This is a genomic window from Micromonospora sp. WMMD737 (assembly GCF_049179055.1).
Taxonomy (GTDB): domain Bacteria; phylum Actinomycetota; class Actinomycetes; order Mycobacteriales; family Micromonosporaceae; genus Micromonospora; species Micromonospora reichwaldensis.
This window is the reverse complement of sequence record NZ_JBMHMH010000002.1, coordinates 26,402-47,443: the sequence shown is the minus strand read 5'-3', so window position 1 is coordinate 47,443 and position 21,042 is coordinate 26,402. Positions and strand designations below refer to the sequence as shown.

Genomic DNA, 21,042 nt, shown 5'->3' with positions numbered 1-21,042 from the left:
GTACGTCGTGTCGGCCCGGTGGTCAGCGTGGTGGTGCGAGGCGGGCGCGGATGGTGGTCAGCCGGTCGGTGAGGGTGGCGACCTGGTCGCGTTGGCGGTAGGGCAGTGGGGTGCCGGTGTGGCAGTGCGGGCACTGCTCGCCGGCGTGCCAGTCGGCGCCGGTCGGGTCGGGCCGGGGGTAGGCGATCGCGCACGTGTCGCAGACGAGCAGGTGCTCGCGGTCGTGGTCGTCGCCGAGCTGGGTAGGGCTGGTGTGACGGCGGGCCCGCCAGCCGAGTGCGGCCCAGACGGCGGCGACCTGGTCGTCGCGGTGGGCCTGGTAGTCCTCGAGTGCCGCCTGCTGGATCTGCGTCCAGGTGGCTCGGGGTGGCTGGTGCAGCCGGTCGACGTCGTAGCCGTGCAGGAGCCGGCCGGCGGCCAGGGTAGTGGCGGCGGCGCGTAGCCGGGGGTGGTCGCCGTGGTGGGCGGCGGCGAGGAGCTGTTTGGCCTGCCGCGTCCAGGTGGTGGTGTGTCGGTCGGTCAGCATGTGGCGGGCCGGGCCGGCTCGGTCGGGGTCGTCGGGGTCGGCCCACCAGTGCAGGAGCGCGTCGACGAGTGGCGGGTCGTCGTCGAGCAGCGCGGGCAGGTCGGCCGGGTACCAGTGGGCGAGCATGTCGCCGGCGGCAGCACCCAAGAGTCGGGCGACCTGCTCGCCGGCGGCGTCGCGGATCGCGCGGAGCTGGTCGACGCGGTCGTGGCGGGCGGCGTCGTCGGCGGCCTGGTCCAGGTGGTGTTGGGCGCGGGCCTGTACGGCGATCCGGGCGGCGAGCAGCTGCGGCAGGCTGGCCCGGGTGGTGTCGTCGGGCAGCTGCCACACCGGCTGGTCGACCACCGCGGTGGCCGGCTGGCGTACGAGGCCGCAGGCGGCGATGACGAGGGTGCGGGCGTCGGCGATGTCTCGTCCGGCCTGCCCGCCGTAGACGAGGTTGCCGCGGCTGGCGGCGGCGAGCTGCCCGCTGGCGGCGGCGAGGAAGGTGGTAGCCCGGGCCTGCGTGGTGGTCAGCAGCAGCAGCGGCGGGCAGTGCGGCCACCGACCTTCCCACGCCCTGGCGTCGGCGTAGGCGAGGTAGCGGTCGACCTTCTGCCGCAGCACGGCCTGGCTCATGGTGGCGAGGTCGACCTCCACGAACGCGGCCGCCTCGCCGGCGACGCCGGCGTGCTCGACGTCGACCAGGAGCACGGCGTCGGGGGTGAGTCGGCGCAGGCGAGTGCCGTAGCCGGGCCGGGTGGACTGCCATTGCTGCCAGCCGGCCCGGTCCGACCACCACCGGCGCAGTCGCAGGCCTGCGGCCGGGCCGTGGTCGCGGACCGCGAGCCACGTCTCGCCGATCGCCGCCGCGTGGGCCACGTGCAGTCCGGACGGGTGCTGCCGGCCCGGCGCGGCCGCCGTGCCGGCCACGAGGCGGGCCCCTGCGATGCGCAGCCACCAGTGCCGGGGCGCGGACCCCGCTTCACGGCCCGGACGGACCGCGTCGACGAGGCCGGCGCGGCGGAGTCGGTCCAGGCGGTGGCGGACCGTGCGCACCGGCGCGGCGGTGGCCCGGGCCAACTGGTCGGTGGTCAGGATCCGGTGCTCGTCGAGCAGGACCAGCAGGTCGTGTGACGGGCCGCCGGAGGCACGCAGCCGCTGCACGAACGCCCGGTCCGACACGACGGCGCCGCCTCCCGCGATCTCGCTGCCCATGGCCACCCACCGGTGACACAGACAGTGTCAGTCGCCTGTCGACCGGAATCTGTCACAGGCGGCGCGACCTGCGGTGCGAACGTGATCGGGGTTGCCGTTCGGGTCCGAAGCAAACGGCAACTCCAGACAGGGCACCATGCGGACAACCGGCACCCCCATTCGCCGACGCACAGTGCCTTTCCCCACACGCAGCGCATCGGGCATCATGCATCCCCATGGGACTTCTGGACTCGCTGCGGAACCGCCGTGCCGTCAAGGAACTCGAACTCAAGCGCTGGGCCAACCACACCGCGCTGATGGAAACCGCCGCAGGGCTTTCCATCGCGGTGATCCAGTGCCACGACGACACCTGGCAGTTCATCGAGCGTCAAGCATCCGATCGAGACCATTGGAGATCACCTGCTCCGGCGGATGTCCCGGGTCGGGAAGATCCGATGGTCGAGGTACGGCTGTCCGGCCCCCAACTGGCCATAGTCATCGAGGCGTTGGGCATCGCCGCCAGCATCCCGTACAGCCGACCGAGGTACTTCACGGCAGAAACCAAGGCCATCGCCAAGAGGCTGTACACCGAGATCCGCGACGTCCTCAGGCTCTACGACGCTGACGACCCTGGCACCGCCATCCCTGCCATCGTTATCGATGACCAGGTGGGCACGGCATCCGGCGGTGGTGCGCGATGATCAACCGCCCGGGTCAGGGTGTGGCCGGTTCCGGATCGCGCCCGTGCGCGTGGGCGGGTTGCGAAACTCGCGGCGTCTCTCGGTGACGCCCGTGGATGCGGAGCACCCGCAGTATGGATACGGCCGGGGCGAGCGGCCGCTGTGGTCGGCGCGGGACCGCGACGCGGAGACGCTGCGCAAGTTGCTGCGCCGGGCCGGGCTGCGAGACTTCGACGAGCGGCACCTGGACGGCTTCGCGGTCGAGGGCGCCAACGCCAGCCAGGACGGGCCGGAGCCGTTCGTCGTCACCTACTGCGGCACCGACGACGTGCCGGAGGCGGTGGCCCGCTACCGGGCGGTTCTGGAGCGGGCCGGCTACCAGGTCGAACCGGACCCGTTCGACGAGCGCGCGCTGCTGGTGCCACGACAGTCCACCCCGGCAACAGCGGTGACGTCGGCGGCGACAGAGCGGCGGGTGATGGCGGCCGCCGTGGTGTGCGCGGTGATGGCCACGGTGGCGCTGCTCACCTCCTGGACCGGATCCGGTGCGGTCCGGCTCGCCGGCGGGGTCGGCTCGGCCGTGTGCGGTGTGCTGGCGGTGTTCCTGGCCGGCTTGTGGTACCGGCGTCGAGCGCACCTGGACTGAGTCACTCCTGCCAGCTCACGGGCAGCGAACGGATGCGGCGTTTCCGCGGCGGCGGCGGGCACGGGGGCCGGGCCCCTAGGCCCGGCCCTGCCCGCCTGCGTGGGGTCCAGGGCCGCTGCCGCTGCCGCCTCGCGCGCGTTTTGTGGTGCGACCGGTCATAGCCCTCTCCGCACGCGCGTTTTGGGGTCTGAACGTTCAGAGCTCGGCGTGGGTGGGCTGCAGACGGACGTCGCGGCGTGGATCCGCGAGCACCGGCCGGTGCTGGTCGACCAGGAGCACGACGACGACAACGCCGGACCGGTTGATCGGGGCTCGTGTCGCCCCACTGATCACGGCCCTGATCACGGGAGTCGGGTTGCGTGTCGTGGTGACCATTTCGGCAGGCCACGCGGATTCGGGGAGAGAAAAAGGGGGCTGGCTCCCCTGGGGTCTCCCACCATGTCCCCCACGGACATCACCCCCGGCGGGTGCCGGTCGACCCGGTTCCTCGGCACCGGCTCGCCCTAACCAACACCTACGACTGACCGGGGCGACCAGGAACCCGACGCGCGGCTGCCCGACTGGGCGGCCTCCTGGTCGTCACCGCGTGAGCGTCGCCCAGACCTGGCTGGCGCCGATCGGGTCGATGGCGCGCAGGTTCACCGGCACGTCGAGCACGACCAGATGCGCGCGGCCGGAGTTGTCCGGACCCGGGGCAATCAGGTCCTGCACAGCCGTCTCGATCGCGCCGTCGGCAGCGCCGGGTTCCGGTACGCCCAGCAGCTTCGCGGCGACCTCGGCCGGAAACGGGCCGCCCTGCCACTCGATCTCCCATGTCCGCCCACCCTTGCCTTGCCACCAGTCGAGGTTGGTAGCGCCGTTGAGCGCGCAGGTGTCCCGCAGAGAGGACATGACCCGCCCCAACGCCTCGAAGTACCGCTGCGGGTTGGCCACCAGGTGGTGCGACTGATCCGTCATGGACTGCTCAACGAACCGAGCCGGGGTCAGGTCCGCCTGTGCCCCTGGTGATCCCGGCGGTGACCGTACCGATCATCGGCTGATCCTCACGGTCGATCCCGTTGTCCCTCGTGGCCCCGGGGAGAGTTTTCTGTCGCCTGGACGTGGGGTCGATGGTTCAGCCGTCGCCGAAAAACAGCAGGCCACCGGGTACGGCGAGTGTGGAAACTCGTCAGCGCGTGAGCTGTCCTACCCGCGCGTTTCGCGGCCCCTAACCAGCAGAGATCCGACCCGCCCCTCCCCGCGCCGGTTCTCCGGACTCTCCACCTACCCGCCTCATCCGCTGCCCGCCCCCAGGAGCCTGCCGCAGCCGTTAGCGGCGATCACCAACAACCGCGCACCCCCGACCCAACCCGGACCCTTCCCCGCGCTGGTTGGCATCACCGCCGTCGGTGATCGGCGGTACGCAGGGCGCACTGATGGCGTCAGATCGTCGTTCGGATCGCCAACGAACCGGTGATCGGATCAGTGTTCGATCAGCGATCCGATCAACGACTGGTTTTTGTTCGTGTTGGTGATCGGTCGCTGTTTCGTCGGTGATCGGTCGGTGGTTCGTCGGTGATCGGCGCGCGGCCACGGCGGGGCGGGTGAGGTTGCCCTGCCCGCCCCGTCCCGGGGATCCAAACCCGGTAGCCAGGTGATTGAACGGATTGGCCAGTCGCTGGTCCTGGGTGAGCGTGGGCTGCTCGTGCGGTGTCCGGATGGGCGCCGGGTCGCAGGGGACGGCCGCCTGGTGCCGGAGGGCGGCCGGGCGGTGAGACCTGGGTGCGGACCTGTGCCCGTCTCGCCCCGTCCCGTCCCGGGAGACCCCGGGACCTGGGTCCCGACGCGGGTCTGGGCGTAGGTCTGAGGGCAGAGTGGTGCACCTGACCTGGCCGAGTTCGCGCCCACGACCTGGACCTGAGTGCGGACCTGCGTCGGACCTGGGTCCGGATTCAGGTCCGATCACAGGTCTGACGCAGGTCTGGCGTAGGTCCGGGTCCAGGTCGTCGAGGATGGACGCGGCGGTGGCCAACGTGTCCCTCCCCTTGGTGCTGGTGCCTGGCAGGCGGGCACAGGGGCCCGGCGGTGTTGGCGAGGAGCGTGGTCCGGCTGGCGGCCGGGTCGCTGGCGTCGAACGGGGTCGCGGTGTCCGGCTGGCGGCCAGGTCGCGTCGGGCGGTGGTGCGGCGCGGTGTCTGGCTGGGTGTCAGGTCGCGAGGGGCGGTGCGGCCCGATCATGCACGGAAGCGGGCAGGCCCGCAAGCAGGCGTACCGGTGCGGCGGTTTCCCGACCCGGCCCGACCCGGTCCCGTCCCGGGGATCTGGATTCCGAAGGCTTGCGACCTGCCGGATCTGCAGATTTTCGGCCGAGGCCGGCAGGGGGCAAGGCCGCCTTGCCCCCTGCCGTTCGAGCACGAATACGGCGGGCGGTAGGTGGGATACCTCTTATCAGTCGGCTCCGGTACGCCGGCCGCCTCAACGCCTCCCACCAGGAGAGATGGCGTGAACACGGGTGAGGGTTCAGGCGAGCGGTCCCCGTCGTTGGATTCCTCGTTGGAACCCTCGTTGGAACCCGCTGGTGAGCGCGGCCCCTTGAACAGCGGTACCTGCTCACCTTCGGCCGGTGCGAGGTGCTCCACGAGGCTCAGGCGGCCATCTGAGCCCCGTGAAGCACCTGGGCCTACCGGCAGACGGGCCGGGCGGCGTGGCCACTCTTCCGGGGCGCCAGGGATGTCGGTAAGGGTGTGCGGTGATCTTCGACAATGTGCCGACACTGCGGGCCGGCAGCGGTCACCAGTCGTCCTTGGACATCATGTTGATGTCGCCGCCGTAGACGGTGCGGTGGATCGCGTCCTCGATCTTGGCGGCCTCGCGGTCGGCGCGGCTCTGCATAGCGCGGCGTTGCCGCTCGGCCTCCGAAACGGTGGTGTCGCCGGAGGCGGCGCGGGCCCGGTCGGCGTCGCGTTGGGCCTCACGCCGGCGACGCTCGGCGGCGGGCAGGTCCGCCCACCGCGCCGGCCGCGCCGGCTCGTCGCCAGCGGCACGGGCTCGATCGGCCGCGCTCTGCGCGATGCGCCGGTCCCGCTCCGCTGGCGGCAGGTTCGCCCATCGGGGCCGCACCTCACTCATCAGCCCATCGTCACCGACACGTCACGAGGCGTCCAGAGTCGCATGCGCTGCTCGATGTGACCGTCCGGTCATCAGCGGGTGGCAGGGTGGGCTCTTATGACGGTCACCGGTCCCCGCCTGCTGGTCCCGCCGGCTGTCCTCGGCCGGGCTGTCGGCCTCGTGGTGCTGCACTGGGGCGTCATCGACGGGCCACACGGCCTGTCGCTCGTGGTGGAAGTCGTCGACGAGGACCACACCGGTGCCCTGCGTGAGGGTCAGTGGAAGGACCCGAGCGTCGACGTGGTGCGGATCTATGCCACCGTCGGCGCTGGCGAGCCGATCCACCCGGACGTCACCGCTCGCACGTCAGGCCCGAGTTGGCAGCGGTGGACTGTCACCTTCGGCCGATACGACCGGCCCGCCCGCGTCGACCTGGACCGGGCCAGCGTCGTCGTCGACGCCCGGCCGCTTCACCTGGCAGCCAGGATCGGCCTCGCTGCCGAGCAGTGAGCCGCTTGCACCGGCGCTGTGTGTGGTGCGGGGCCGGCGCCCCACCCCTGTGGCGCCGGCCCCTTGCTGCGCGCCGCCGGGTGCCCCAACGGGGGAGGGGCACCCTCGTCGACGGCGCATCCCCTCGCCGTGATCATCGATCGACGGCGTCGATGGTGACGGCACTCCCCGGGGGCAAGGTGGCCTTGCCCCCGGGGCGGGGGTGGGGGTCGTCGAGGTTGGCACGTCTTGTGGGTTGGCGCGTCGCGCTGCCCAGTGGCCTGGTAGTTCGGCGTCGAGGTGTGGCGGGCTCGTTGCCCGGGTCAGTGGTGCAGGCGGCGCAGCAGGGTGCCGCCGTGGGTTTGGTCGCGTAGGTAGTCGGCGAGTGCCGCGAGGTCGGCGCCGGGCGGTGGCGGTTGCTCAGGCTGCTGGGTGCGGGCGGGGCGGCGTTTCGGGGCGGGGCCGCGTCGTTTCAGGGGAGCGCCTACGGCGGCGGCGTGCAGTTTCTTCACGGCGGCGTCGATAGCGTGGATGCCGGTCTCGCCACGCAGGGACAGCGGCGGCTCGTCCCAGGTGTCGGCGTCGTTCGGCGGCTGCAACCCGGCCAGCGGGTCGGCCTTGGTGATCGCGGCGTGGAACACGCTCAGCGCGGCGGCGGCGTAGACGCGAGCCGTCCGCTCGGCACGGTCGCGCACGGCCTCGACGTGCTCGCCAGCGAGCTTGGCGCGCTGGCGGGCGGTCTCCTGCCACAGCTGGTGCACCGCGGTGGCCTGCTCGGTCACCGCGGCGGGCAGCACGGCCACGGGTGTCGGCGGCTCGGCGGCCGCCTCGCTGTCGGCCGTGAGCTGCATGTCGCGTGCGGTGCTCCACGCCTTGACCAGCGCGCGGTAGAGCTTGCGGTGTTGGCCGAGCAGCTCGTCGGCTCGTGCCGGCCACGGTTCGGCGTCGGCGCCGTCGGGGTGCGCGGCGGTGACGGTGGGATACGCGGCGGTGTGTGCGGCGTGCTGGTTGCGGTAGAAGTCGCGGCCCCGGTCGGTAATGCGGTAGCCATCCGCGCACCTCTCGGCCAGCGGCGGCACGTGCTTGTCGATCAGCACGTGCTCGATCGTCCCGGAGTAGTTCCAGGTCAGCGGTTGGCCGCGCTGGTCGACGGCCCACAGCAGGGCCAGGACCTCCCACGCGCGTTCACTGAGGCCGGCTTTCGGTTTCGCGCCGTTGTCCAGGGAGGTGCCGGCGCGGGCGGCGGCCCGGCCCGCCCGGGTCAACGCCACGGTATGCATCACCCCGAACGCGGTGCCTCGGGTGTTGCGGGTGATCAGCCCTCGGCTGGCCAGCGCGGCCATGGTCGAGCCGTTGCCCTGGTTGTCCCACCCGTGCCAGTCCAGGCGCGACTGGAGGTCGGTGAGACCGACCAGCCGGCGATCGCCGGGCTCGTGGGCAAAGTCGATGCGCCGCCACTCGACCGCCGGGCGGCCGTCGAACCTCCCGAGGGCCGCCTCGCGGCGCCGGTTGGCTTCAATCTGCTGGTCGATGTCGTAGATCGCGCGCAGGGTGCCCTGCTGACGGTCGTTGAGCTCGGTCCAGGCGGCCACCGCCACAGAGGTGCGGGCCTTGGTGGTCATGCCGCTTCCTCCCCAACTGCTGATTCCATGGAATCCTCGCCGCCGTCGTCGACGGTGAGGTACGCGGCGAGGGTGTAGGCCGGGGCCCGGTCGAGGCGCTGGCCGCCGTGGTCGTAGCGGCGGGTGGTGCGAGCGTCGGCGTGCCCGAGTTGCTCCTGGACGTCCTCCAGGCGGGCGCCGGCGTCGCGGGCGAGGGTGGCGCAGGTGTGCCGCAGCACGTGCGGGCTCATCTTCACCGGGATGTTGGCGGTGGTGGCGAGGCGGCGTAGTAGCCGCCACACCGCGCCCCGGTCGAGGCGGGCGCCGCTGGCCGTGGCCACCAGCGGCCGGCGCGGCCGGGCGCCGGCCTGCCCGGTCGGCACCGGCAGCGCGGCGGCCGCGAGGTCGGTGCGGCCGGCGAGGTAGGCGTCCAGGCGGCGGGTCACCGGGGCGGGCAGCGCCACCAGGTGCTCCCCGCCGCCCTTGGCCACGAACCGTAGGACGCGGTGGTTGCGGTTGTGGCCGAGCTGCTCGATGTCGGCGCCGACGAGCTCACCGACACGCAGGCCGGTGTAGAGCAGCAGGGCGACGATCGCCGCGGTGCGGGCCGCCTGGGGGCCGGTGTCGGCGTCGGCGGTGGCGAGCAGCGCCTCGGCCTGGGCGCGAGACAGCCCGGCGGTACGCGGGCGCTTCTGGTCGGTCTTCGGCTTCTGCTTGGGGTTGATGGCGGCGGGGTTGGCCCGGTCGGTGCGGTCCTCAGCGATCAACCACGAGTAGAACGCCGACACCGCGGCGAGGCGGCGAGCGCGGGTGGCGGCGGCCGCCGTGCCGGAGGCCTCCTGCACGCGCAGCCACGCGTGGGTGTGCACCCGCTGGGCCTCGGTGAGCGGATCGACGTTGGAGGCGGCCAGGAACGCCAGCCAGTGCCGCAGGTCGCGCTGGTACGCCGCCCGCGTGTGCGGCGAGGCGTAGGAGATCAGCCACTCCCGCAGCAGCTCCTCCAGGCCGTCGCCAGCGGGTGCCCCCACGGTGGGGGCCCCACCGTGGGGGGTGGCGGGCAGCAGCTCGCCGGACAGAACGGTCATCGCGTCGACCTCCGTTCGCGTCGCGCGGCGCCAGCGGCGTCCCGGTCGACCGGGGGCAACTCGGCGTCGAGGTAGACGGTGACGCCGTCACCGGATCGACGCGGCCGCGGCGGGCTCTCCCGGGTGACGGTGAGCACGCGGCCGATGGCCAGCGCGGCGGCGTCGGCCTGGTCGACGTCGTCGGCGACGATCCGCACCCGGATCATCGGCCGCGACCGGGGACGGCAGATACAGGGCTGGCCATGTGGTGCGTCCTCCTGTGTGGTCGGAGATGATCGACGGGCGCGGGTCGGGGCCAGTTCGGATGGTCCCGACCCGCGCGCGGGGTGGTTCAGCTCCGCAGTGTCTCGGCTGCGGTGATGCCCTCCGTGACGAGGCTGACGGCGAGGCGGTCGGCGACCTGCCGCGCCTTGTCCTCGGGGAACCGCGCCGCGTTGCGGATGTCGGGTGTCCACGTGTGGTGGCGGTCCCAGAACAGGCCGGTGCTGCGGTGCGCGATGACCCACTGGCCGTCTTCGCCGTGGGGCTGGACGGTGAGGACGTACCGGCTCCACAAGGGGCTGGTCTCGTCGACAGCGCAGATCAGGTGCTCCCGGTTCGCCGGTTGACGCTCAGGCATGGGGGCTCAGTCCCGCAGCCCGGTCGCGGCGGCCCGGACGGTGGTCAGCCAACCGGCGGGGTCGCGGGGCGGGGTGGACATGCCCGACGTGATCCGGCGCAGGGCCTCGGTGTGGGTGGAGTAGCCGACCTCGCTGAGCCGCTCGTCGTCGCGCAGGACCAGGGCGACGGCGAGGGTCTCGCTGGTCGACCAGGCCTGGTACCGGCCGCCGTGCGACTGCACGTACCGGACCCGCTGCACGGTCTCCTTGCCGAAGGTGTCGGTGACGAGCGGGAGCGTCTCTTCCATCACTTCGGCGCGGCGTTCCCACTCGTCCTGCTGCTGGTGGTGCGCCTCGACCTCGGCGGCCAGCCGCCGGCAGCCCTCGGCGTGGCCGTCCTCGCAGTCGGACGGGTAGCCGTTGTACGGGCCACGGTCGCTGACGCGCTCGCCGCAGCCACGGGGGCCGCCGCAGGTCCAGAACACGTACCGGTCGTAGCCGTTGCGCGAGGCCGGGCCGGCGACCAGCTCGAACGCCCGCTCCCGTCGCGCGTAGTCCTCGGACCACTCGATCTCCAGCAGGTCGGCGATCTCGTCCCACGACGAACCCTCACCGCGCAGGCCCTTGGCGAACTTGTGCGCCTGATCCTGCGCCAGGCGGGCCACGGACAGCGCGGCCTGCAGACCGGCGAGGGGCTGCGGCTCGGCGAAGCCGTACTTGTCGGTGGTCATCTGGTCGGCCGGGACCGCGGCCTTGACGGCGCGGTCCACCCACTGACGGACGGCGCTCATGTCCACCTCGGTGGTCTTGGCAGTGCTGCTGATGCTCACACGTTCCTCCTGATGTTGTTGCTGGTCGGTGAGGGTCTGCCTGTCGCTCTCAGATGCCGAGGCGGTCGTAGATCCGGACCGCCATGAGCCGCGCGAGGCGGCCCCACGGGTCGCGGGTGGCGCTGGTCAGCTCGTTGAGCCGGTCGAGCAGCTCGGCGACGACGAGGAGTTCCTCCTCGGCGAGCACCGGCACGCCGGCGTCGTCGCGGTGCTTGTGGAACTTCTCCTCCAGGTACGCGGCGCGCTGCTGCGGGGTGTCGGCCGGGCCGATGTCGAAGGGGTCGTTGTTGGTCATGGCTCTCTCCTCGTGGATGGTGCGTGCGGGACCGGGGGCCGTCGACCGGGCGGTGTCGTCGTCCTAGTGGTCGACGACGTCGCCGAGGGCCTGTCCGAGTCGGCGCATCGCGTGGTCCACGCGCAGCAGGCTGACTGGCGTGTATGGGCGTGGCGTCGGTGCCGCCCCGTGGTTGGCGGTCACGGTCAGCGGGTGCAGCGGGTCGGCGTCGACGCTGACCGTCAGGGTCTGGGTCGACTCCTCGTCCTTCGGGTAGAGGCGCACGGTCGTCGCGCCGATGGTCGTGGTGAATCCGGTGTCCAGCGCCCCGAACGACTCGGCCTGGGCGACGGCGTGTTCAACCGTCAGGCCCTGCGCGGCGATCTGCATCGCCGTGCCCGCGATGTCCGAGCCGATGTCGGCGACGTCCCACCAGCGGGAGAACCGCTGATCGGCGGGCGTGCCGGTCGCGTAGTCCAGACCGCCGGCGGCCGTGTTGATCAGCTTCGCGGCCTGCCACAGCAGTTGTGCCTGCGGCACCGGGTCGGTCACGGACATGTGCTTGCTCAGCACGTCGTGGAGCTGCTCGGCGAGCTGCCGCACCTGCGTGGCGATGTCCTCGGGCAGGCTGATCGGGTCCGCGTCGTTGTCGCTCATGGTGTGGGTTGGCGCTCCTTCGGTTCAGGTCTTGCGTTCGGTCACGAGGTGAGAAATCCGCACTGTCAACCTGACGAGAGATCTCACAATCCCCCGTGACGCTACGGTCCGGGTCCGACAATTTCGTGCCTCGATAAGATCAGTTATGGAGGCATCGACAGGTGGCTTGGCGCGCGTCGGCGTCAGGCTCTGCGGTGCAGGGCCTCGGTGACGGCCTCGATGCCGTGCCGGGCGATCAACTGCTGGATCTCCTGGGCGGGGGTGGGCCGGCCCCGGCTGTCGGCGCGGTCCGCTCCCTGCCCGTGCAACCCGAGGGCGAAGCGGATCGTCTGCTCGTCCGCGCCGTCGCGCAGGGCCTTGGAGATCTCGGTGGTCTGCTGCTGTTGGAGGCGGGCGGCTTCCTTGCTGAGCTTGCTCCGGCGGGGGTCCCTGGGGCCCATGCCGGCCAGCTCGGTCTCGACACGGTTGAGGTCGCGGCCGGTGCCGAGCGCTCTGTTGATCCAGCCCATGTGTCTGTCCTCCTCGGGGGCGGTGGGGCGGGGCCCTGGGTGCCGTCGCCGGCGCCCAGGGCGTGGTGTCACGGGTGCCGGGCTCCGTCGAGGGCTCCCAGTAGGTCGCTGGCGAGCAGCTGGTAGCCGCGCCACTCGCCGACGTACTCCTCGCTGCGAACGCAGTAGTCGCGGCACTCGTATCGGGCGAGCCACTCGGCGACGGCCAGGACGTTGGCGTTGTCGTGCGCGAGCTGGCTCGGGTCGGTGTTGATCCACCAGTGGTCGGAGATGTTGACGTGCCGCACGCCGTGGGCGATGCCGGTCTCTCCGATCTCGTCGATGTTGTCGGGCTCGGCTGCGTCGGGGTCCGAGAGGGGGCATCCGGTGACGGCGCAGACGTCCCAGCCGTCGAGCGGCCCCGCGGTGGTGCTCATCGGGTGTCGTCGGAGCGGTCGGCCGTTTCCGTCGTGCTCTGCTGGCCCGCACGCCACGATTGGCCGCGCCGGCCGGTGTGCCAGGACCGGATCGTGGCCGAGTCCCACACCGGGGTCCGGCTGATGTGTCGGGCCGGCGCCGGGGCCTGGCCCCGGGAGACGTAGCCGGACCAGGTCTTCGCGGTCACCGGCCGGCCCTGCTCCGCCAGGTACGCCAACACCTGCTCCGTGGTCCACTCGGCGTTGTCGGCGTGGTCGGCGTCGATGAGATCCAGGGCGTCGAGCACGGCGCGGATCGCGGCGAGCCGGTCCGCGTCGCTCATGCGCGCGGTGGTGGCGCTGCCGGGCTCCGGCCGGGCGATCCCGGTGATGTATCCGAGCGCGATCCAGCGCTCCACTCCGGGCGAGCTGCCCGGCATCGCCATGGTCTTGCGCATGTCGGCGACGATCTGCTCCACCTGCATGCCTTCTCCTCTCCGGGTCTCCAGGCGGCCTGGCGACCTCCGCGCGCCACCGGACCAGAGGGCCAGCCCGGTGGCGACGGAGGCGGTCAGAACCGCCGGCTGTTGAAGAACAGGGGGCCGATGCCGAACACGAGGGCGACCGGAATGCCGATCGCGAGAATGACCGCGAGCACGGGGTCCATGGCCTTACTCCTTCCTGGTGGGTCAGTGCTGGGTGAGTGGGTCAGTGCTGGGTGAGTGGGTCAGTGCTGGGTGAGTTCGAGCGAGCCGGTCAGCGTGCCGTCAATGACCTGCGTGGAGGTCGGGCGCCACGTGCCGGCCGGGTAGTAGGCGACCGTCGTGTCGCTGACGACCGCCGGGGAGCAGTTGCCGCGCGAGATCCGCTCGATGTTGGTCAGGTTGTGGTGGTCGGCGAACGCCTGCGCGTCCCGCTGGTCCTCGAACAGGGCCAGGATCTGGTAGTCCTCGTACTCGCCCGCTCCGACCTCGTACGCCTGCCGTGCGCCCACGTTCTCCTCCTCCGGTCGAGCACTCCGCCTCACAAACACCACCTTACAGTTTCAGACTGCAAGGTCACAAGCGTTGACGAACAGTCGTTGACGGCCGCCGCGCGCCCGATCCGTCGGCCGCGCGGCGGCCGGGGTGGGAGATCAGTGCTGGTACCAGCGGGTGATCGGGAACGCGTCCGCCGCACCCGGGGCGGCCGGCTCCAGGCGCCACTGCTCCGGGCCGGTGCCGTCGCCGGTGTTGACGGCCCACTCGTGGCGGATCTGCGCGTGCGGGTCGGCCGGGTCGGCGGGGGCCAGGACCTCGTCCCACACCTCGCGGGCGTAGCCGCGCAGCGCGGTCAGCATCCGGGCCGGGTCGTGGTGGCCCTGGGCGATGATGTCGCCGTCCTCGCCGATGTCGCTCATGCCGATGCCGTTGATCTCGGCCACCATCGCCAGCGTCGGCCACGTCGGGGCGCCGAGCAGGTCGCCGAGCATCGGCTGATGCCCGGAGAACACGACGCCCCCGACGGTGGCGCCGAGGTGCCGGGCCAGGTCGGTGAAGCTGTCGGCGCGGACCCACACGGCGCGCTTGGCGTCGTCGCCGGCGACCAGGGCCGGCAGGTGGCCGGCCTCGTAGACGCCGAGGGCGATCGTGGTGAGGTAGGTGACGATCCACGCCTCGTCGGAGCAGCGGGGATCCGGCACGTAGCGGGCCGGCAGCGTCCGCACCCACACGTCGGTGAGGTCGACGACCAGACCGGTCTCCTCGGCCAGCTCCCGCCCAGCCGCAGTCGTCGGGTCCTCACCCGCCTCGATGTGACCACCGGGCAGCGCCCAGCCCTCCCCACGCGGACGCTCGATCAGGACGATCCAGCGGGCGCCGGTGGTGTCGGTCGCGGTCACCGCGGCGTCGGCACAGCGCGCCTCGCCCCAGTGCCCCAGCCGGTTGCGGCCGTAGCGCACGGGGGTGGACTCGAACGGGTTGCGCGGACGGCCCGCCACGACCGGAAACGGGAGCGCGGCGGCGGCCTGCCGGACGGGCCAGTCGGTGATGCGGGTCGGGTCGGTCTGGGCCTCGGCCCAGCCCTCAGCGACGCCGCGGTACACGTCGGGGTGGGTGTAGGTGCCGCGCAGGTAGACGTCGGGGTGGGTGTTGGTGCGGGTGTCGGTCATGATGATCCTTGCCTTTCGGTGTCTCGGGTTGCTGCTCAGCGGTTTCGGGGGCTGGAGGTAGTGGTCGGGGTCGTGTTGCTGCACGACCCCGACCGCGCGAACGGAGTGCTGTCGGTCGGCGGGGGCGGGGGCCACCGCGCGGGGTTGGCGTGGCCGGTCACAGGACGTCGGCGTGGGCGTGTTCCCACTCCCGTACGAGGTCGCGGCCGTCCGGTCGGACGACGGCGGTGACGTGGACGTCGACGTCGGCGCGGGCGTGCTTGGCGGCCAGCCGGTCGGCCTCGCCGAGACTGTCCACGGTGTGCGCAACGGTGAGCGTCGCGACGCCGGAGGTGCCGGTGGCGGCGGCGTACGTCTGGTAGTGGATCTCGGTACCTGCGGCCGATCCCGGCAGTGACGAGCCGATCTCGGTGACGTGGGCGAAGCCCTCGGCGCGCAGGGTGTCCAGGGCGGCGATGGTGTCGGCGTGCTGCGCGGTGACGACGTCGGCCGGCACGGCACGGCCCCACCGGCGGCCCGGCGCGGGTCCGGGTCGGGCGGCCTGCCGCGCCAGACACACCGCCAGGGGAGCGGTCACGACGACAGCCTCCACCGGCACCTGGTGCTCGCCGGCGATGGCGAGCAGCCACGCCCGGTCGGCAACGCTGCTGCTGGTGGCGTCGACGACGGTGGTCAGCCGGCGGGTCAGGCGGGTGTGCAGGATCGCGGTGAGCAGAGTCAGCGCGTCGGCGGTGGCGTCCTGGTCGCACTCGTCGTCGGCGACGACGGCGCGCAGCCAGTCGAGGCTGTAGACCTGGTGCGGCCGGTAGTGCGCGGCGGCGAAGCTCGACTTGCCGGCACCGGACGGGCCGATGAGCACGACCAGGCGCGGCGCGTCGACGAGCGTCTCGGCACTCATCGGGCACCGCCCGGCCGGTCGGCGTCCGCGTGCAGCTGCCCGGCGAGGGTGGTCGCCGCGGCGGCCAGCTCCCGCAGGGCGTGGGCGGTGAGACGGTTGTCGCCGGCGGCGGCGTGGACGTCACGCATCCGCGCCGCGAACACGTCGGCGGCCCCCAGGTGCGGCGCCCCGACGGTGGGGCGGCCGGGCAGGGCGCTGGCCACGACCGCGCTCTCGCGGCGCGGGCCGGCGTCGGTCGGGCTGCCGGGGATGTCGGTCGGGACGGTGGTCCACCGCATGCCGCCGGCGGCCGGGTCGTAGCGGACGTGCCACTGGCGCAGCCGCGCCATCCCGGCGAGCAACTGCATCTTGGTCAGCAACTGCTCCAGGTCGCGAGTGAGCGCGGCCCCCGGCGTCCACCGCTGCAAGTCGATCAGCAGGCCGTCGTGCATGGTGACGCTCTGCACGAGGTGCGGCACGACCGGGTGCCCGAGGGCGGCGGCGACGCCGGTCGTCCGAGAGATGGTCTCGGCCTCGGACCGGCTGTAGCCGGCCCCGTAACCGATGTCCGGCCGGTGCAGCCGGGTGAGCCGGTCGTGCTCACGCAGCGCCTGCACCAGGCGGCCCGCCTCGGCGGGAGTCAGCGGCACCGCGAAGATGCCGTCAGACCCGACGTCGGCGGCCGGGCCGGCCGGCACGGCCGGGGGTGTGCGGAAGCGGTCCAGGAGTCCCATCAGCGCTCTCCCCGCAGGTGCTTGGTACGGACGGCGTAGTCGAGGGCGGCGGCGAGGTTGGCCAGGGTGCCGGCAACGTCGACCGCCCCCTTGTAGGCGGTGCTGGCGGCGCTGCTCGGCGCCACGTGCTGGGAGCCGGGAGCCTGCCCGGGCAGCTCATGCCCGCGCAGCCGAGCCACCTGCGACGCCAACGCGGTGGCGAGGTGGTGCAGCGTCCACGCCTGCGCGGCGACCGTGCGGGCCGGCACCGGCGCGGACCGCCGCTCATCCAGCCACGAGTGCACGGTGGGCTGGGTGACACCGAGCTGCGCGGCGATGGCGCGCTCGGACAGGCCGGCCGCCGACGCGGCCAACGCCGCGGTGCGCGCCTCCTCGTCGACGTCGCTGATCGCCCGGCGCAGCGGCGCCAGGGCCTCTCGCTGCGCGCTGGCCGCCTGCAACCGCTCCACGGCGGCCGCCACCACGTCAGCAGGACTGTTCGACATCAGGTCTCTCCTCTCCTCGACCAACTTACGATAGGAAGCCTATCGCGGAATAATAGAAACCGATAGGGGGCTTGTCGCCTTTCTCGGATGGGCGGCTGGGGCCTGGTGGCGGTGATCGCACGGTCTGGAGCGGCCTAGGACGTCACGGTGCCGTCGGCGGGGGTGTCGAGGTCGCGGGAGATCTCGTCGTAGCGGCGGGCCCCGGCGAGCTTGCGGTGGTGGCGGCGTGCGGCGAGCTCGTCGACCAGTGCGCGGGCGGCGCGGCCGCCCTCGCTGGCGGTGGCGTCGACACGGTGCTGCTCGCGCTGGTGCCATTGGCTGGACTGGCGGTGGACGCGGGCGATGAGGTCGGCGCGGGCGGACTCGGCGAGCGCGGCCGCGATCTGCGCGGGCGGCTCGTCGGGCACGGCCTTGGCCAGCAGCCACGCCGTATACGAGGCCGGAGCCTTCGCCACCGTGACCATGCTCTTGTGGCATTCGGCCAGCCGCAGCTCGGCCTCGGCGACCAGGTCCTCGATGGTCCATCGGCCGAGCTTGCGGGCGTGCAGGACGCCCGCGATCGGCAGGATGTCGTTCGGACCCCGGGTGTAGGGGAAACGGTCGTCAGTGACCATCTCGCGGGCCAGGCGCACCACTCCTGGAGCCAGACGGCCCCGCGAACCGCGGGAACCCCTCCTTGTTGGTGAGAGGCGCAACGCGCCGCCTTTCTGCTCTGTCTCTACCGCGACCGGCGACGCGCCGTCCGGCACGTTGTCCACAGTGGGCGGCAAGGAGAAAGAGCTACGACGGACAGGAACACACGTGAGTACCTGGGGGGTAATTGAGGGGGGGACATTTAGCGATGGTGCGGGCTGACCAGGGCGGTTATCCACAACCGGGTCCGCAGGGTTGTCCACAGCCCGGCCGGCGCGGGCGGGGGCGGCGAGGTCGTCCAGGAGGGCGGCGGCCTGCTCGATGTAGGGCCAGATCTCCTCGTCGGTGATCTCGCGGGTCCAGTCGGGGATGAGCAGGCGCCACTCGGCGCGGTTGGTCCAGCGGGCGCGTTGGTCGGCGGTGGCGTCGGGGTCGGCCTGGACGTCGACGCGTTGCTGCTTGGTGAGCAGCTGGCCGGCGGCGTTGCCCTCGGTGAGGCCACGGGCCTCCAGGAGGGCGAGGTGGCGGGTGACGGTCTTCTCGCACCGTCCGGTGAGGCCGGCGGTAACCTGCCGGCCGGGGCGGCTGCGGCGGCCGGAGCCCCAGTCGGCCGACGACGCCAGGATCGCGGCGATGGCGGCGATGTTGGAGCGGGCGTCGGCGCGGCTCGCGCCGGGCGGCCGGTGGGTGTCGAGGTCGTAGAGGACCAGGGCCAGCCAGCCGATCGGCCGGTACGCCTTACGGGCGGACAGGGCCTGCACCACCAGGAGTGAGGCGTGCTCTTCCAGACGCTGCGGCGACAGCCGCCGCTTGGAGCCGGTGTCCTTGGGCGCCTTGCGTACCGGCGAGCAGGACAGGAACATCCGCCGCCAGGCGTGCCGGCCGCCAGCGGGCCGACGCCCCGGCCGCCTCGCAGACGTAGCGCGGCCGCCCGTAGTTTCCGGACCAAAAACATCGCTAACGGAGGCGGTGGGTGCTGGGTGGGCCAGGTGCGTCATGCACCGGTCCCGGCCCGCCATGGTGAGCACCGCCTGACCGGCGGCGGCACAGACCGGGCAGTGTCCGGCCGCCGCGATCCGCTCAGCCGACAGAGCGTGATAGGTGGTTGCGCTAAGCGTCATCGTCCACCGCCGGTGGTCGATGCGTTGAGGTGAGGGCCGGGCGCGGGCAGGCGTCGCCGCGACACGCGGTAACCGCGTGCAGAGACAAGAGTGCACCCAGCCCGGAGGTGGGTGCTATGGTTGCCTCCGAGCTTGTTGAGAGCCTCAGACCCTCCGCGCGGCCAAACGAAGAGGGGTTTGGGGCTCTGTTTTTTTATGGAGTTAGGGGTTGAGCGCGGGCGCTCCCTCACGAGGTTGTAGATCAGGCTGGGGTGGTAACCCGTGGATCTTACGGCGACTGCCGCGCGTGACGAAGTCCCAACACGCGCCCACGCCAGGGATCGGCGCGGATCCTGTGTGGATCTCCCGGGAAAATCGGGACATACCTGTATGAGTCCGGCGCAAAAATATTCGCAAAGAATGCGACCAAGGTCGTACGAATAGGCGGCCCGTTGAAAGGGACCGCCTATTCGTGCGCTTTGAATGGTCACTCGGGCCGGTGAATGGTGTCGCAATGGATGGCGCGGCCGGCTCCGTCGTGGACGTACAGCTCGCCGTAGCGGTCGGTGGGGCCGTCGGCGTCGTCGAGCAGCTGCCGCGCCTGGCGGCACGCGTCGTCGACGTCGGTGGCGGTGTAGTAGTGGACGGTCTGCGGCAGGTCGGGTTCCGGGTCGGTGACCACGTCGAGGCGGTAGTCGCTGGTCACGGTCACCACTGGCCGATCGCCGCGGCGGCGGTGAGGGCCGCGCCGGCGTAGCCGGCGAGCAGCAGCGGCACCGCCCATCGGATCGCCCGGTACTTGGCGCGGGTGGTCCGGGACAGCCAGCACAGCTCGCGGGTGCGGGCGAGGGCAAGCAACTCGTCGACGCCGTCGACGTCGGCGGTGTAGCGAGCCAGGACCTCGTACGGGTCGGCGTCGGCGTAGGAGAGCGGGCCGTGGTCGCCGTCGAGTCGGGGGCGGCAGGCCAGCACCAGCAGCACCAGGGCGGCGGCCACCGCCGTGGCTGTCACCGCCGCGGCGGTGAGGGCGAGCGGGCCGAGGCGGCCGCCGGCGGCGGTGAGCGCGGCCAGGCCGGCGCCGAGCAGCACGCCGGCGACCTGGAGGTAGCCGTTGGCTTTCGGGTCGACGCGGGCCAGCTCGGCGCGGGCGGTAGCGATCGCGGTGTCCAGGGCGGCAACCGCCCGGCCGAGGGCGATGGTCGAGGTCGGATCAGGCACGATGAGGGTGCTCCTCTGGCTCGATGCGGGCTGATGGGGTGGCGGGCGGCCCCAGCTTTGGAAGGCAGGGGGGGCCGCCCGCGCGGCGTTATCGGCTGGTGGGGTCGTGCAGGACGGAGTCGGGGCGCGGGTACGCCTCGGGGCGGCAGGTGTCGTCGGAGCCGCACCAGTTCCAGTCGGTGAGGCCGGGGCGCAGCGGGGTGGTGCGCTCGTCGTCGACGATCTGCTCGGCGTCGTTGGTCCAGTCGATGCCGGTGGCGATCGCGGTGGTGGCGGCCTGGTCGACGTGGCGGGCGCACAACTTCTGGGCGACGGCTTTGCCGCTGGGCAGGTGGGTGAGGCTGTAGCGGCCGTCGAGGCGTTGTCCGTCTTCGTCGACGGTGACGGTGATGGCCAGGCCGGGCGCGACGGGCCAGCCGGTCACGACCCGCTCGACGATGCGCGGGCTCTCGGGGTCGTTGTCGCTCACGTACAGCCGCACCGCGGTGGTCGCCGGCGCGGCGGCGGCGGTGGGGGTGGGGGTGGTCGTGGTGGTCATGGCTCCTCCTCAGTGAGTGCTATCGACGGGTGGGCGGAAAAGGAAGCGCGGCGGCCGGGTTCGGTCAGTACGTGGTGTCGGCGGCGGTGCGGCGGGCCCGCCGGTCGGTGAGGCTGTCCAGGACGTCGCCGAGGGAGATCCGGCTGGTGGCGGTGTAGGCGAGCAGGGACAGGGTCAGCCACACCACGGCGGTCAGCCCGGCGGCGGCCGGGCCGGCGCCGGCCGGGGCGCCGGCGTAGGCGGCGGCGCCGGTCAGGGCGCCGATCGCGGCCCACCCGATGCGGCCGTAGGTGGATCCGGACACCGCGGCGGCGTAGAGAACGCAGACGGCGACCAGCCAGGCGATCCAGGCGTCGCGGCCGCCGGCGGGCAGGCCGGTGGTGTGCGCGTCGAGGAAGGCGCGCACCGGGTCGGAGATCGAGCGGGTGATCGGCCCGTCGGTGATCCAGTCCCCGAGGGCGGGGGCGGCGTCGCCGACCGCCGTGGCGGCCGCGCCGAGCGCGGACAGCAGCCAGGCGATGACGGTCCAGAGCAGCCACAGCAGTCCGCCGGTCACGGCCAGTGCGATCAGCGCGGCCACGCCGAGCGGCCAGTTGTCGCGCACGAACAGCGCGGTGCGGTTGTCGCGCCACCAGTCGGTCAGCGCCCGCCAGCGGCCGGTGCCGGCCTCGGTGGCGCGGATGTGATCGATCGGGGCCAGGTCGAGGTCGCGCTCGTCGGAAGTGGGGGTGTGCATCGGGATCTCCTTGGTCTCG

Annotated in this window: 27 protein-coding genes; 3 read left to right on the top strand and 24 right to left on the bottom strand. The window is 72.5% G+C overall.

What is annotated here, in order from left to right; all coding sequences use genetic code 11:
* Window positions 1-22: 22 nt before the first annotated feature.
* Window positions 23-1,723: a replication-relaxation family protein gene (locus tag ACN27A_RS33460; RefSeq protein ID WP_421458786.1), complete on the bottom strand. Its 1,701-nt coding sequence runs from the start codon at window positions 1,721-1,723 to the stop codon at window positions 23-25.
* Window positions 1,724-1,938: 215 nt separating this feature from the next.
* On the opposite strand from ACN27A_RS33460, the gene ACN27A_RS33455 reads away from it, so the two are divergent.
* Both ACN27A_RS33455 and ACN27A_RS33450 read left to right on the top strand, forming a co-directional pair.
* Window positions 1,939-2,403 (top strand): hypothetical protein, encoded by a 465-nt coding sequence (locus ACN27A_RS33455; RefSeq protein ID WP_421458784.1) that lies wholly within the window; start codon window positions 1,939-1,941, stop codon window positions 2,401-2,403.
* Between the two features lie 82 nt (window positions 2,404-2,485).
* Window positions 2,486-3,028, top strand: coding sequence for a hypothetical protein (locus tag ACN27A_RS33450; protein WP_421458782.1), 543 nt, complete (start codon window positions 2,486-2,488; stop codon window positions 3,026-3,028).
* 195 nt (window positions 3,029-3,223) lie between these two features.
* On the opposite strand, the gene ACN27A_RS33445 is transcribed toward ACN27A_RS33450, so the two are convergent.
* The 3 genes from ACN27A_RS33445 to ACN27A_RS33435 form a co-directional block, all read right to left on the bottom strand.
* On the bottom strand, window positions 3,224-3,403 hold the full coding sequence (locus tag ACN27A_RS33445) for a hypothetical protein (protein WP_421458780.1): 180 nt from the start codon (window positions 3,401-3,403) through the stop codon (window positions 3,224-3,226).
* A 204-nt stretch (window positions 3,404-3,607) separates the two neighbouring features.
* Window positions 3,608-3,985: a hypothetical protein gene (locus tag ACN27A_RS33440; RefSeq protein ID WP_357097980.1), complete on the bottom strand. Its 378-nt coding sequence runs from the start codon at window positions 3,983-3,985 to the stop codon at window positions 3,608-3,610.
* Window positions 3,986-5,796: 1,811 nt separating this feature from the next.
* Window positions 5,797-6,135, bottom strand: coding sequence for a hypothetical protein (locus ACN27A_RS33435; RefSeq protein WP_421458857.1), 339 nt, complete (start codon window positions 6,133-6,135; stop codon window positions 5,797-5,799).
* 96 nt (window positions 6,136-6,231) lie between these two features.
* On the opposite strand from ACN27A_RS33435, the gene ACN27A_RS33430 reads away from it, so the two are divergent.
* A complete protein-coding gene (locus ACN27A_RS33430) occupies window positions 6,232-6,624 on the top strand; it encodes a hypothetical protein (protein ID WP_421458855.1) in 393 nt (130 codons plus the stop codon).
* Window positions 6,625-6,926: 302 nt separating this feature from the next.
* Here the strand turns inward: ACN27A_RS33430 and ACN27A_RS33425 are convergent, their stop codons facing one another.
* From ACN27A_RS33425 to ACN27A_RS33330, 20 genes are all read right to left on the bottom strand, one after another.
* Complete coding sequence (locus tag ACN27A_RS33425; RefSeq protein WP_421458853.1) at window positions 6,927-8,225, bottom strand: hypothetical protein; 1,299 nt, start codon at window positions 8,223-8,225, stop codon at window positions 6,927-6,929.
* Entirely contained in the window at window positions 8,222-9,289 is a 1,068-nt protein-coding gene (locus ACN27A_RS33420) for a tyrosine-type recombinase/integrase (protein WP_421458851.1), read from the bottom strand. Before ACN27A_RS33420 ends, ACN27A_RS33425 begins: the two co-directional genes overlap by 4 nt.
* Window positions 9,286-9,495 carry a hypothetical protein gene (locus ACN27A_RS33415; protein WP_421458849.1) on the bottom strand — a complete coding sequence of 70 codons (210 nt, stop codon included), beginning with the start codon at window positions 9,493-9,495 and terminating at the stop codon, window positions 9,286-9,288. The genes ACN27A_RS33420 and ACN27A_RS33415 overlap by 4 nt, the downstream gene beginning before the upstream one ends.
* 125 nt (window positions 9,496-9,620) lie before the next feature.
* Window positions 9,621-9,908 (bottom strand): hypothetical protein, encoded by a 288-nt coding sequence (locus tag ACN27A_RS33410; protein WP_421458847.1) that lies wholly within the window; start codon window positions 9,906-9,908, stop codon window positions 9,621-9,623.
* Between the two features lie 6 nt (window positions 9,909-9,914).
* Window positions 9,915-10,718, bottom strand: a complete 804-nt coding sequence (locus ACN27A_RS33405; protein ID WP_421458846.1) for a hypothetical protein — start codon at window positions 10,716-10,718, stop codon at window positions 9,915-9,917.
* Window positions 10,719-10,767: 49 nt separating this feature from the next.
* Window positions 10,768-11,013 (bottom strand): hypothetical protein, encoded by a 246-nt coding sequence (locus ACN27A_RS33400; RefSeq protein WP_421458844.1) that lies wholly within the window; start codon window positions 11,011-11,013, stop codon window positions 10,768-10,770.
* Between the two features lie 63 nt (window positions 11,014-11,076).
* Complete coding sequence (locus tag ACN27A_RS33395; protein ID WP_421458842.1) at window positions 11,077-11,649, bottom strand: hypothetical protein; 573 nt, start codon at window positions 11,647-11,649, stop codon at window positions 11,077-11,079.
* 182 nt (window positions 11,650-11,831) lie between these two features.
* On the bottom strand, window positions 11,832-12,158 hold the full coding sequence (locus ACN27A_RS33390) for a hypothetical protein (RefSeq protein ID WP_421458840.1): 327 nt from the start codon (window positions 12,156-12,158) through the stop codon (window positions 11,832-11,834).
* Window positions 12,159-12,226: 68 nt separating this feature from the next.
* Window positions 12,227-12,574, bottom strand: a complete 348-nt coding sequence (locus ACN27A_RS33385; RefSeq protein ID WP_421458838.1) for a hypothetical protein — start codon at window positions 12,572-12,574, stop codon at window positions 12,227-12,229.
* Window positions 12,571-13,038, bottom strand: coding sequence for a hypothetical protein (locus ACN27A_RS33380; protein ID WP_421458836.1), 468 nt, complete (start codon window positions 13,036-13,038; stop codon window positions 12,571-12,573). The genes ACN27A_RS33385 and ACN27A_RS33380 overlap by 4 nt, the downstream gene beginning before the upstream one ends.
* A 242-nt stretch (window positions 13,039-13,280) precedes the next feature.
* The gene (locus ACN27A_RS33375; RefSeq protein ID WP_421458834.1) at window positions 13,281-13,547 is read right to left on the bottom strand and encodes a hypothetical protein; all 267 of its coding nucleotides are present in this window, start codon (window positions 13,545-13,547) and stop codon (window positions 13,281-13,283) included.
* Between the two features lie 141 nt (window positions 13,548-13,688).
* The gene (locus ACN27A_RS33370) at window positions 13,689-14,702 is read right to left on the bottom strand and encodes an NUDIX domain-containing protein (RefSeq protein ID WP_421458833.1); all 1,014 of its coding nucleotides are present in this window, start codon (window positions 14,700-14,702) and stop codon (window positions 13,689-13,691) included.
* A gap of 157 nt (window positions 14,703-14,859) precedes the next feature.
* A complete protein-coding gene (locus ACN27A_RS33365; protein WP_421458831.1) occupies window positions 14,860-15,600 on the bottom strand; it encodes an AAA family ATPase in 741 nt (246 codons plus the stop codon).
* Entirely contained in the window at window positions 15,597-16,313 is a 717-nt protein-coding gene (locus tag ACN27A_RS33360) for a hypothetical protein (protein ID WP_421458828.1), read from the bottom strand. Before ACN27A_RS33360 ends, ACN27A_RS33365 begins: the two co-directional genes overlap by 4 nt.
* On the bottom strand, window positions 16,313-16,798 hold the full coding sequence (locus ACN27A_RS33355; protein WP_421458826.1) for a helix-turn-helix domain-containing protein: 486 nt from the start codon (window positions 16,796-16,798) through the stop codon (window positions 16,313-16,315). Before ACN27A_RS33355 ends, ACN27A_RS33360 begins: the two co-directional genes overlap by 1 nt.
* Before the next feature lie 134 nt (window positions 16,799-16,932).
* Window positions 16,933-18,294 carry a hypothetical protein gene (locus ACN27A_RS33350; protein WP_421458824.1) on the bottom strand — a complete coding sequence of 454 codons (1,362 nt, stop codon included), beginning with the start codon at window positions 18,292-18,294 and terminating at the stop codon, window positions 16,933-16,935.
* Window positions 18,295-19,018: 724 nt separating this feature from the next.
* On the bottom strand, window positions 19,019-19,243 hold the full coding sequence (locus ACN27A_RS33345; RefSeq protein ID WP_421458822.1) for a hypothetical protein: 225 nt from the start codon (window positions 19,241-19,243) through the stop codon (window positions 19,019-19,021).
* Window positions 19,240-19,749 carry a Pycsar system effector family protein gene (locus ACN27A_RS33340; protein ID WP_421458820.1) on the bottom strand — a complete coding sequence of 170 codons (510 nt, stop codon included), beginning with the start codon at window positions 19,747-19,749 and terminating at the stop codon, window positions 19,240-19,242. The genes ACN27A_RS33345 and ACN27A_RS33340 overlap by 4 nt, the downstream gene beginning before the upstream one ends.
* 88 nt (window positions 19,750-19,837) lie before the next feature.
* On the bottom strand, window positions 19,838-20,287 hold the full coding sequence (locus ACN27A_RS33335; RefSeq protein ID WP_421458819.1) for a hypothetical protein: 450 nt from the start codon (window positions 20,285-20,287) through the stop codon (window positions 19,838-19,840).
* Between the two features lie 64 nt (window positions 20,288-20,351).
* Window positions 20,352-21,023: a hypothetical protein gene (locus ACN27A_RS33330; RefSeq protein ID WP_421458818.1), complete on the bottom strand. Its 672-nt coding sequence runs from the start codon at window positions 21,021-21,023 to the stop codon at window positions 20,352-20,354.
* Window positions 21,024-21,042 lie beyond the last annotated feature (19 nt).